Consider the following 12847-nt stretch of genomic DNA (forward strand, 5'->3'; position numbering starts at 1 on the left):
ATTATAACTCTTTAATAATCACTAATAAATACTTATATCTTTCATTCAATAACAAATTTAAAACTTGTTTATTTGATTTAAATAAAACTAAAGAACCGTCCCCAAAAACAAAAATAAAAAAGCCAAAAGGCTTTTTTATTTTGTTTTATAATTTTGTTTTATAATTTTTTCTGTAAACCCATAGCTAAAGAAAAGTATTTGATAGATTCACTTATTGAATTCATATCATGGTACATTTTGCCCATTTCCATATATCTATCATAAATTTCTCTTTTAGTTCCAACCTTAGCAAGAAAATCAAGTGATAAATTCATATACATTTCCGCTGATACTAAATTATTTTGATCCAGTAGCAACTTTGATTTTAAGTAATAAGCTTTTTCGATAAACCTAGTATTATCTAAATGTATAGCTCTATTTAGAACATCATCGCTTAATTCTTTCGCAAATTCAATAGTTTTATTATCAACAAGCTCAGAAGTACATACAAGCATAAAATTAACCAATTTCTCTTCATTATCTTCTGGATACAATTGTACAGCTTTTTGTATGTATTCAAGAGCCTTATTCTTTAAATCTGACTTAAACATAGTAGACGCAAAATTATATATGGCTACTGCTTTATGTTCCATGTCATTTTCATACATTTCATAAGCATTTGACTCATATTCTTCAAAATTGCCTTTATTTAATTTAAGGGAAAGAATGGCCATCATATGATACATCTTAGCTTTTTGCAATTTATCCTCTAAATTTTCAAATAAATTTTTTAATCCTTCAGCAATTTCATAAGCCTTTTCATATCTCTGCAGTTTAATATGGCATGATGCTTCATAATATATAGAATCAGCAACCATATTAGTATCTTTATATTTACTGTCACTTAAAGTTTTTCTCACATTTTTAAAATAGTTAACGGCTTGATAATACTCTCCATTTTTATAAAAATATTTTGCAACATCCATATAATACATAGTCTTTCTCAGTCTTGCAGTAGCATTATTACTTATGTCATAGTATCGTCCAATATTTTTTTGTATTTCTCTTATGTCACCATTTTCCAGTATATGCTGAAATATTAAATGCATGATATCCAAAGCAATATTGTAATATCCGAATTTCTCAGCAAATTCTAAATTATACTTCAGTTCTTCAACATAATCTTCAGCTTTATTATTTTTAAGCATATTTTTTATATTCGTATTTATCTGCTCATCAACATTTTTCTTTAAATATTCCATATCTAAATCTAATTTAGATGATATTAATTCTAATATCCAATCTTCTGGGTAAATTTTTCCATTTTCTATGCAGCTTAGCTTTGAAACTGAAATTTCACTTCCACATACATCTCTTAATGTATATCCCTTATAAATCCTTGCTCTCTTTATCTTTTCTCCAACAGCTAAAACTTCCATGTAATCACCTATCCAATACTACACTATTTCAAAACCCCTAATCTTTTAAATGCCTCAACACCTTCATTTAAATACTTTGCAGCTTCTTTATCCTTGCCATTGTCCACATAAAATTTACCAATCAATACAGCAGTTTCTGCATATTCATCAATAAGCTCCATATTCTTTGCATAGTTCAAAGCCATAATCAAATTGTTCTCTGCCTCTCCCAAATTTCCCTCAATTAAATCAACTCTATGTTTTAGTAGATAATAATTGAATAACGCCAACTTTCCACCATTTTCCACGTTGTCCATTATTTCCTTTAAAACTTTTTTAGCTTTTTCCATATCCTTAAGTTTAATATGATTCTCACATATGTTAATAAGGGTTTCTATATATCTTGAATCCTTATGCTGCTTTCTTAACTTTATTGCCTTATTATAATGTTCAAAAGATTCTTCCAAATTGTCAAATTCATAAAACAATCTTCCCAAATTATTTTCAATATGAGATATATAGTTAGAATCATTAACTTCCTTAAATAATTTTAAAGTTTTGTTAGAATATTTTATTGCTTTATCTATGTCACCTTTTTTACTATACTCTTCTGACAATAATAAAAGCGATTTAGCATATTCCTTTTTATTATCAATTTTTTTGAATTTTACATTGGCTAAATATGAATAATTTATAGCTTTTTCAATGTCATCCAATTTAAAATATGTACTAGCAATATAATAGTAAATTTGTCCAATCATAAAATCATTTTCCAAATTATTGTCACTATATACCTTTTCTGCCTGTTGAAAATAACTACAAGCTGCATGATATGCCTGCGTATCTAATGTAATCATTCCAAGCTTTAAAAAAGTGCTTATAATATCTTCAAATCTATTTTCTTTTATAAATATTACGTTAGCAGATAAAAAATGCTGCTGAGCTACTCCATACTCACCTTTATATATATATATTTCTCCTCTTAAATATAAATTTTTTGCTTTTCTATATTCTAATTTATATTTTTCTGCATAGTATAGTGCATTATCTGTATATTGTTCTCCTAAAATCAACTCATTATTTAATATGTGAGACTCTGCAATATTTTCAAAGTACATAGATATTTTTTCAGCTTGAGTCTCTTCTGATTCCATAAGATATTCTACGGAAATGTTAAGTGCACCTGCTAAATACTCTAACAAATCCATACTAGGATTCGACTTGCTTGATTCAACTAAACTTATTTGTCCCGGAGTTATTCTGTCCCCTGCTAAATCTTTCAATGTCATATTCAATTCTTTTCTTCTTCTCTTAATTTTTTCTCCTAAAGACAAGATTTCCATAAATACCTCTTCCTTTGCCTTAATATAATTAATAGATTTAGTATCATTTAATAAATTAGTAAATACTACTTATATTATAGCATATTTCTTTTATATTCTGCAAAAAAAATAGTGTATATTTCCAAAATAATATAAAAAAAAGAAAGAAATTCAAGATAATATATTATCTTGAATTTCTTTCTTTGCTTTATCTCATCCAATCCATGAAAGTGTCATATACTTCTTCTGCTGTATTCAACATATTTCTTCCGTTTTTTTTCATTCTTTTTCTAGTACTTCTGCTTACCTGTGGTGCCATCATCATACCTGCCGTTACTCCTATAATAGCACCCGTAGTTATACCTCTTACAAATTTTCCATTCATATCATTTGCACCCCTTTATTATAGTTTACAGTAGACAGTTTATAGTTAATCACTCTTTATCTGCTGACTAACAAATTCAATACTGTTATTAACTATAGGTTATGCAATTTTGAAAATATTAAACATTATTTCTTTCTTCCAAAACAATAATATTTTCTGCAGACACCGCTCCTACAATTTCCATCATTTTATCTTTTATAATTCTGTTCTTAACCTTTATTTTTTGACTCTTTAAAAGCTTTGCTGTTTCTCCCTTAAGAGGTACATTTATTGCTTTTTTAGCAAACTCATCTACTACCTCATTAAACAAATCTCCAGTATGACTGTCCACTTTAACAAAGGTTACCTTTATACCATTGTTCTCAGTTAAAGAATTAAAATCATCATAATACTTTTTCGATGATTCTTCCTTTCTTTCCCAAAATCCTGTAGCATGATAGCATACCCCTACATAATCATGTATTAAAATCAACTCTTTTATCCCATTATTCCTTGCATACTCCAAAGCCTTAATAGCACCTTCAAGCTCTCCTGCTATCTGTCTTATAGCCTTACTTGAATTATCCGCTGAAGCACCATTTTCAATATGAAGAACAACATCTTCTTTTACAACAACCAATCCGTAAGAGTATTTTTCCGAAGCAGAATTATAACTGCCGTCAATATAAGCCTGTACTTTGTCACTCGGATACTCATCTACTCCTTTTTTCAGAAATCCACTTCCCATATTCAGATATTCCTCCACCTCATCCATAGAGGTAAAGCTCTTATATTTAGCTCCCTTGACTCCCTTTACGTATTTCAAACATTCATCCCAGGAATAAACTATTTTATCTACAACCTTAGTACTATTTTTAGAATCAAAGCCTTCTTTAATAGCATAAATCTTTTTTGCCATCTCTACCTACTCCTAAATTTCTTTTTTCTATGTATCATTTTTCTTGATAATACAAATATTCCACTTAATACGCTAATAGTATTTTTTCTTCCTATAACACTAAAGGAAAGTTCTCTTATTTCGCTAGACCTTGTTATAATATCTTCTTTTCCCTGCCAGTGCTCTACAATAATATGTTCAGGTATATCATCTATAATTTTATCTAAAACTAAAAGAACTATTCCAACATCATCAATTTTACCTACAACTGGAATAGAATCAGGTAAAATATCTAAAGGCAGTGCCAAATATCCAATTGCTGCACCAATAAATACCTTAGTTTTACTCTTAACTCTTTTATCTCTCATAATTCTATATAATAGAGCTATTATATCTGGAATAAGCATAGCATATTCAGCAAAATCTTTATATTTTGCCGAAACCCTGTTCTCCACTCCTTCTCTTATCTTTGAATATTCATCTTTTGTTTTATTCACAATGATTATTTCATCCTGCATTAAAATATCTTCACTATTAGTATTCTTTTTTTCACTTTCCATATTTCCTTCACAACATTCTTCATTACCTTCATTTAACTTACTTTTAAGCTCATCCAAGGACATTGCCTCTTTACTTTGTGAGTAAATTAAATTTTGAAGTTCCACTTCCAGTCCACTTTTGAAAAGAGTAATATGTTTAATAGTGAAATCTACAGCTGGTATATACTTTGATAATGAAGTAAAATTTAAGTAAATAGTACTCTTTTCCATACTTATTCCCATACTCTCAAAATTCTTTAAAATCTTCTTAAGCGCAAAGTCCACAATTTTAGACCATACAGGAATTTTAGCAACTCTAATATTAAACAATCTTAATTTTAATATATTATTTTCTACACTTCCCAATCCCAATGAAATAGAGAAGCCAATTTTTAATCCTTTAGTATAATACCCCTCTACTTTTATTAATTCTTTTATTTGGATTTTCTCTATTTCTAAACCCTGAAGTTTTACATTTTCCACTATCATTCCCAGCAAATCAGCTTCAGTTAACCTAACCCTTATATCTGAAATATTCATACAGTTAAAGCTCCTCTAGAGCCTTCCCCCCCCAACTTGCAATAATTTAACAACACAAGTAAAGTATACACAATAATTTAATTTAACACAATAAATCTTTTACTATACCTCATTAACATAAATTACATTAGCAAATTTTATGATTTATATTGGACATCCGCTTGTAAATTTAATATAATTATCACAGGTTGACATAATCAATACTCAATTCTCAATACTCAATTATCCAAAGGCTTACTGGCAATTAGCTATGTGATAAAGTAAACTTTAATTCAAATGTAGTTTTTACTACAGCTAAATTTGCATTCTGTATAAGCCATAAATATCACTCACAGATTTGAGTTCCCTATTTAATTTGAATCGATCCAAAAACTTTATAATTCTTATATTAGAAAGGATGATTTTGTGAATAAAAGAAAAAACAAATATATATTTATCCCAATAATTACAACTATAATATCTATAATACTCATAGTATTTACAAGCTTTGCCTTTAAATCTCAAGAAACAAAATCATATACAGAATTTTTAAGTGACATAAAGACCAACAAAATTTCGGTGGTATATTACACAAGCTCTCCGACTTTTAAAGTACAGCTTACTGATGGTAAAATTTATCAAACCGATAATCCTAGAAGTGATAACTTTAAAGAAGAACTATTAAAAAGCGGAGTAAAGGTTTTAGAACAATCTTATGTATCTCCTGTAGAAGTTGTACCTTTTGTGCTTTTAGGTGGTTCTGTAATAGCCCTTATTGTAATGGCTGTAAAAAATTCTAAGGTTGCTTCAAAGGGTATTCGCTCTGTTGACTCCTTAGATGCAAGTGCCGTAGAGGATGTAAACTATACTTTTAAAAACGTTGCAGGAAACGAAGAAGCAAAAGAAAGTGTAAAGGATATAATAGACTTCCTTAAACAACCTGAGAAATACAATACCTATGGTGCCCGTATGCCAAAAGGAATTATATTGTACGGTGAACCTGGGACTGGTAAAACCCTACTTGCAAAAGCTGTTGCAGGTGAAGCCGGTGTTCCTTTTTATGCTGTATCCGGTTCAGATTTCATTCAAGTATATGTAGGGGTTGGTGCCAGCAGAATAAGACAATTATTCAAGAAGGCTAAAGCTCATGGAAAGGCAGTAATCTTTATAGACGAAATCGACGCCATAGGAAAAAAGAGGGACGGTTCTGCTGGAAAAGGCGGATCTGATGAAAGAGATCAAACTTTAAATGCTCTTCTTACTGAAATGTCTGGCTTCAATGAAAAAGAAGGAATTGTCGTAATGGCTGCTACTAACAGATTGGATATGCTTGACCCAGCCTTGCTAAGACCTGGCAGATTTGATAGACATATAGAAGTTTCTCTTCCTGATGTTTCAGCAAGAGAAAAAATATTATCATTACACCTTAAAAACAAACCTGCCAAAGACATCCATATTAAGGAATGGGCGCAAAAGACCTCTTTATTCTCAGGTGCTAAAATCGAACATTTAGTTAACGAAGCTGCAATACTTGCCTGCAAGGAAAACAGTGAGAATATAGAGAATAGACACTTTGACAAAGCCTTTTCAATAGTTTTAGCTGGATATGAAAAACAAAACAGAGATCACATAAAAGATATAGATAAAAAAATCACCGCTTACCACGAAGCTGGACATGCTCTAGTTTCTGCCAAAGTACTCCCTGATGATAAAATTTCGAAAGTTACTATTATTCCAAGTACTAAAGGTGCTGGAGGATATACACTAAGCATTCCTCAGGATCAAATGTACCAGAACAAGGATTACTTGAAAAAAAGAATAATGGTTCTTCTTGGAGGGAGAGCTGCTGAAGAAATTATCTTTGGCAAAGACAAAATCACTACTGGTGCATATAGTGACTTAAAACACTCAACAAATATAATATCCAACATGGTTGCTTCTTATGGAATGGGAGAATCTTTAGGATTATTAACTCTCTCTGAAATAGGCGAACTATCCTCATCTAATAAACAGGATATTATAAATGAGTGCAAAAATACAGTCGACAGTCTGTATACACATGTAAAAGAATTACTTTGTGATAATAAGGAGATTTTAGAAAACCTTTCAAATACATTGATAGAAAAAGAAACATTATACAGTAATGACATAGAAAAAATAGTTAATAACTAATCTTCGCTAAAAACAAGACGGTTTTTCGAAATGAAAAACCGTCTTGTTTTATATATACTTTGCATTACTTTATTATACCTATATCAGGATGAAGCTCACCGTGCTGTTCATAAGAATTTCTATATCTAGCCATAACAGTTGAAAAAATATGTGCTGTTGATTGAGGAGTAAATGTTATAGCATTAGCTCCTGCATCAATAGTTTCCTTTATAGTCTCATCAGTTGGTCCAGCTGTAGCTATTATAGGCATCTCAGGAAAATCTTTTCTTATGGTCCTTACTATCTCTGATGTTCTTTTCCCTCCAGAAACATTCAAGATATTTGCTCCTGAATTTATTCTGGCTTGTATATCTTCCTTTTCCGAAACCACTGTAACTATAACAGGAATATCTATGGTTTTTCTTACCCTGCTTACAACCTGATTTGAAGTTGGATTGTTCAATACAACTCCAATACACCCTTTAAACTCTGCATCTAAAGCCAAGTTTACTACTCTCTTTCCAGTGGTTATTCCTCCTCCCACTCCGCAAAAAACAGGCTTATCTGCTCCAACCATTAAAGCTTCTGTTATAACCGGCTGTGGGGTAAAAGGATATACTGCCATAATAGCATCTGCATTTGTATTTCTAATTACTGCAACATCGGTACTAAAAGCCAATGATTTTATTCTTTTACCTAAAACTATTATTCCACTAGCCTCTCTAATAACTTCAGGTACTTTAATCATATTACTTCTTAAAATTCCATTTATTTCAGGTACACTTTTTTTCATAATTTCCTCCTACAACTCTAAGCAAATACTATTATAATTATATATCCACCCATTATCTAATACAATAACTATATTTTTAATATCCTATTCAATTTTATTCTTTAACATTAGAGATACTAATCCCCCTCCTATTAGTCCTCCTAAATGTGCAAAATTATCAATATTGGGAATAGCTACACCTACAAAAATATTTATTCCTATAACAGAAATAATATTTTTAACCATTCCTTTTCCAACTTTATCTTTCATTTTTAATGAAAAAATCAATGCTGCTCCAAGCAGTCCAAATATGGCTCCTGAAGCTCCTATTGAAACTCCTTCTGAAAACATATAACTAAATATTGAAGAAACAATTCCTGCTGTAAAATATATAATTACATATTTTACTCTTCCATAAACCTTTTCCACAAAAGGTCCTAATGCATTCAGCGCATACATATTCAACACTAAATGTATCAACCCTCCGTGCAAGAACATAGCTGTAACAAGTCTGTAATATTCTCCACTGCTTATGAGCTTATTGACTTTGGCTCCTAAAAATATTAAAACTCTTATATCGCTATCTATTATATCTCCAGAAAGAATAGCTGTTATTATATACATAAGTACATTAACAGAAATTAGCGCTATTGTTATAATAGATTTCTTTTCTTCTTTCTTTTCATCTTCTATTTTTTTTCTATACTGAAGTATACTGTATATCTCATTTCCCATTTCTTGAAGCTCTTCTGGACAATATACCAATTTATTCTTAACTTCATCAACAATTAAAATTTTCTTTATATCACTTTCTCCAACTTTAATTTCTTCATTTTCATTTTCTTTTACCAACATAAGCACTTTGATTAACTGCTCATTTTCATTTATATCTACATTGTTAATATTATCTTTATTCAAAAAAACTAAACATTGTTTTACTCCATTTATCACCTTTTCTATTCCCCAAAAAGATTGGATACCATCTTTTGAATAAATTTCTTTAATATTATAATCATAATACCTGCACATCATATCAATAATAAATTTATTTAATTCTTCCTTCTTCATATTATTCCTCCAACTATAAATAAAGTAAAACTAAAAATTACAGTTACAAATACCTCTTCAAAAGGCATTTATAACTGTATACTTAATTTTTTATGCTATTGTATTTTATAATTTTTATCTATACTACCTCTTCTATAGTAACAGCCAATTCCCTCATTAAATCAATCTCATAAAAAGGTACTGGTTGTTTTAATCCTATATCATAAAGAACTCTTATTGTAGGTCTGTCTGGGAAACCTTTATTTTGCCTTATTACATATCCCTCAATATTATTTGAAAGTCTTACACAACATCCTAATGGATATATAGCAAAGGTTTCTTTAAAACTCTTCACTATTTTCTCATCAAACATACATCCACTTCCAGCCAATATAAGCTCATAAGCTCCATTAGGGCTAAATTTTTTTCTATAGCTTCTGTCATTACTTACAGCATCGTATACGTCACATATAGAAACAATCTTACCATATTTAGAAATTTGATTTCCTGGCAAACCATAAGGATATCCATTTCCATCAATTCTCTCATGATGCTGCTCTACAGCCTCAAGTATTTCCATAGGTATTTGAATGTTTTTTTCTAAAATCTCTCTACCGTATATAGGGTGCTTTTTTATTTCCAAAAATTCTTCATCCGTTAAAGATCCTTTTTTATTAATTATGTTATATGGTATCTTAGTTTTACCAATATCATGAAGTACTGCTCCCTTTCCAAGATCTTTTAGTTCACTTTCACTTAAATGCATTGAAAGTCCTAAAAAAGTTGCCATAATACCCGTATCCAGACAATGTACATAGGTATAATTATCATAGGTTTGTATATCATATAAGCTTTTATTCACATCACCAGCATCAATTATATATTCTACTAAATTTTCTACAATTCTAAGAGAATCTCTAGTTTCTCTTTTATTTGCAACATGAATATTTTTGATTATTTTCTCCATACTTTTCATGGCAACCCGCTTTAACTTTACAAGCCTCTCATCTTCAACCATTACATCATCTAATCTGTCATCTTCAATATATACATACAAAACACCTAATTTTTTCAACTTTGATATATATTGTTCTGTTAATGCAATACCTGATCTCAATAGAATACTTCCATCATTAGTAAGAATACTTTTTCCCAAAACATCTTTTTCTTTAACTCTATTTATAAACTCAAGTCTCATATTCCACCTCATAAAATATTTATATTGCCGTTTTCATTTACCAATTAATTCTATTATATTATAATAAACTATAATTTTCATTAATTTTCCTCTTTTTTTTACATTTTGGAAATATTTTAGGTGTAAATATGTTTAAACTCGAATTTATATTAAATTTGCCTTTACTTCTCTAACATATTCAAAAGTTCATTAAATCTATTTATTGTATCTTCTATCGGCTTTGATACAGTCATGTCAATTCCTGCACTTTTAAGTATATTTATAGGATAATCAGAACCTCCACTCTTTAAGAAGCCCTTATATTTTTCTACAGCATTTTCTCCTTGGTCTAATATATTTTTCACAAAGGAATTTGCTGCTGAATATCCTGTAGCATATTGATATACATAAAAATCACTATAAAAATGAGGAATTCTGGACCATTCCATATCTATCTCTTTATCTACAATCATATCCTCACCAAAATATTTAACATTCAACTCATGATATATGCTGCATAAATCTTCTGAAGTAAGGGGTTCACCATTATCAATTTTCTCATGAGTAATCTTTTCAAATTCGGCAAACATTATCTGTCTGAACACAGTAGTTCTTATTTGTTCAAGTTGAGTGTTTATAAGATAAAGCTTCTTCTTTTCATCCTTTTCATTTTCTATCAGATAATTTATAAGCAAACATTCATTTACTGTAGACGCCACTTCTGCACAGAATAAAGTATAATCAGCATATACATATGGTTGCTCTTTTCTTGAATAATACGAATGTATAGAGTGTCCCATCTCATGGGCAAGGGTTGATACATCATTCAACTCATAATTATAGTTTAACAATACATAAGGCATTGTATCATAGCATCCCCATGAGTATGCTCCATTTCTTTTGCCCTTGTTTTCATAAACATCTATCCACTTTTTCTCTATTCCTTCATCAAAAATCTTTAAATATTCTTCTCCTAATGGTTTAAGAGCCTCTTTTACAATCTTAACTCCTTCATCAAATTCAATATGAGTCTTAGGTGTATCTATTACAGGTACATACAAATCATACATATGAATTTCATCTAATCCCAGCAATTTTTTCTTTATTCTTACATATCTATGAAGACTCTCTATGTTATTATTTATTGTTTCAATAGCATTTTCATAAACTCTCACTGGAATATCATTAGGTTGCAGCGAACTCTCTATAGAACTTTTATACTTACGGGTTTTTGCCACGAAAGAAAAGTTTTTTATAGATGAAGTAAGAGATGAAGCTAAAGTATTTTTAAATTTTTCATATGTTCCGAATAATGCTTTAAAAGCAGCTTTTCTAACCTTAACATCTTTAGATTTTATATACTTTGAATAATTTCCTTCTGTTAATTGTATTTCATTTCCCTCTTCGTCCTTAATATCAGGGAAAGTCATATCTGCATTTGACAGCATGCTGAAAATATTTCCTGGTGCATTTAAACAATCCGATACAGCTGCCATAAGTTCTTCTATTTCACTGCTTAAAGTATGAGGTTTTCTTTTCAATATTTTTCTAAGCATAACTTCATACATCCTAAGCTCAGGAAGCTCTTCAATTTCTCTTTCTATTGTTCCTTCTTCATAAGACAGAATTTCTGGAGTAAAAAATGCTCCTATAGCCATAAGCTCGGCTAAATAAGTCTCTATCTTATTTTTTAATGCTTGATGGGTTGTATTTGTAGTATCTTCATCAGCTCTCAAAAATGCATAAACTGCCAGCTTATCCGCAAGCCTTGAAATCTCTTCATACAGTTTTAAGAAAGCTAAAAGTTCTTTTGCCTGATTCAACTTACCCTTATACTCTTTAAGTCTTGGAGCAATTTCCTTTAGTTTTGCAAAATCCTTTTCCCACTCTTCTATACCTGAATAAACCTTTCCGATATCCCATTTATACTCTTGTGGTATTTCATCTCTTTTTTTAAGCATCTTAGTATCACTCACAATATAACACCCCGCTTTTTAGGATTAAAAATTATTCAGGTTTTGCCTTTTGCAAAACCTGTTTTTTCACTCTCAATTGTTAATTGTCCTCTGTCAACTGTTCTAAAGATATTCTTCCTTCTTTTCCTCTGCCTCTGTAAAAGCTTTTTTCATCTCCGTATTAATCAGTTCACAAACCTGATTTAGCTTTTCTTTCATTTCATTATGTTCTTCAATATAATCAAACTCAACAATCCACGTTGGATTATATTCATCGTCCTCTTCTTCAATTTTATAACCCATTTCTTCAAAAGCTTCTAAGTTAAACAAATGAAATAAAGCAGTATACTGCCACTCTTCTACATCTTCCTTAGTATCAAAATATAGATTTATTTTATCCTCTTTATAGAAAAATTTAGTAACATATTCAGCTCCTTCTCCAACCTCGTAGCTTCCAAGTTCTCCTAAAAATTTATTATCCTTATCTACTTCCATAAGTACTAATGATGAAAATTCCATTCTTTATCCCTACCCTTTTAAAATTATTTTTTATCTAGTATAAAACATACTTTAGATTAAAGAGTCTATACCTTCATATTATCACCTTAAAATCAGTTTTATAACCATTATAACATAATTTTTCACAAATCATAGCAAGTTTGCACTTAGTGGAAAGTTAGTGAACTACCACCACAATTGGTCATTG

General features: G+C 30.0%; 11 protein-coding genes. 1 reads left to right on the forward strand and 10 read right to left on the reverse strand.

Going from position 1 to position 12847, the window contains the following annotated elements:
- Positions 1-158 precede the first annotated feature (158 nt).
- The 5 genes from OIO11_RS07640 to OIO11_RS07660 form a co-directional block, all read right to left on the reverse strand.
- Positions 159-1418, reverse strand: coding sequence for a transcriptional regulator (locus OIO11_RS07640; protein WP_268070850.1), 1260 nt, complete (start codon positions 1416-1418; stop codon positions 159-161).
- 23 nt (positions 1419-1441) lie between these two features.
- Positions 1442-2740, reverse strand: a complete 1299-nt coding sequence (locus OIO11_RS07645; protein WP_268070851.1) for a helix-turn-helix domain-containing protein — start codon at positions 2738-2740, stop codon at positions 1442-1444.
- A gap of 187 nt (positions 2741-2927) precedes the next feature.
- Positions 2928-3104 carry a YtxH domain-containing protein gene (locus OIO11_RS07650; protein ID WP_268070852.1) on the reverse strand — a complete coding sequence of 59 codons (177 nt, stop codon included), beginning with the start codon at positions 3102-3104 and terminating at the stop codon, positions 2928-2930.
- A 118-nt stretch (positions 3105-3222) separates the two neighbouring features.
- Entirely contained in the window at positions 3223-4002 is a 780-nt protein-coding gene (locus OIO11_RS07655; RefSeq protein ID WP_268070853.1) for a ribonuclease H family protein, read from the reverse strand.
- A 2-nt stretch (positions 4003-4004) separates the two neighbouring features.
- A complete protein-coding gene (locus tag OIO11_RS07660) occupies positions 4005-5060 on the reverse strand; it encodes a YkvA family protein (protein WP_268070854.1) in 1056 nt (351 codons plus the stop codon).
- A gap of 405 nt (positions 5061-5465) precedes the next feature.
- On the opposite strand from OIO11_RS07660, the gene OIO11_RS07665 reads away from it, so the two are divergent.
- On the forward strand, positions 5466-7211 hold the full coding sequence (locus tag OIO11_RS07665; RefSeq protein ID WP_268070855.1) for an ATP-dependent metallopeptidase FtsH/Yme1/Tma family protein: 1746 nt from the start codon (positions 5466-5468) through the stop codon (positions 7209-7211).
- Positions 7212-7275: 64 nt separating this feature from the next.
- On the opposite strand, the gene OIO11_RS07670 is transcribed toward OIO11_RS07665, so the two are convergent.
- The 5 genes from OIO11_RS07670 to OIO11_RS07690 all read right to left on the reverse strand — a co-directional run bounded on the left by OIO11_RS07670 (position 7276) and on the right by OIO11_RS07690 (position 12660).
- A complete protein-coding gene (locus tag OIO11_RS07670) occupies positions 7276-7983 on the reverse strand; it encodes a hydrolase (protein WP_268070856.1) in 708 nt (235 codons plus the stop codon).
- Positions 7984-8067: 84 nt separating this feature from the next.
- Positions 8068-9030: a rhomboid family intramembrane serine protease gene (locus tag OIO11_RS07675; protein ID WP_268070857.1), complete on the reverse strand. Its 963-nt coding sequence runs from the start codon at positions 9028-9030 to the stop codon at positions 8068-8070.
- A gap of 118 nt (positions 9031-9148) precedes the next feature.
- Complete coding sequence (locus OIO11_RS07680; protein ID WP_268070858.1) at positions 9149-10207, reverse strand: HD-GYP domain-containing protein; 1059 nt, start codon at positions 10205-10207, stop codon at positions 9149-9151.
- Positions 10208-10368: 161 nt separating this feature from the next.
- Complete coding sequence (gene pepF, locus OIO11_RS07685) at positions 10369-12147, reverse strand: oligoendopeptidase F (RefSeq protein WP_268070942.1); 1779 nt, start codon at positions 12145-12147, stop codon at positions 10369-10371.
- Between the two features lie 117 nt (positions 12148-12264).
- Positions 12265-12660, reverse strand: a complete 396-nt coding sequence (locus tag OIO11_RS07690; RefSeq protein ID WP_268070859.1) for a DUF6762 family protein — start codon at positions 12658-12660, stop codon at positions 12265-12267.
- Positions 12661-12847: the final 187 nt, after the last annotated feature.

Source organism: Clostridium sp. ZS2-4 (assembly GCF_026719745.1).
Classification (GTDB): domain Bacteria; phylum Bacillota; class Clostridia; order Clostridiales; family Clostridiaceae; genus Clostridium_H.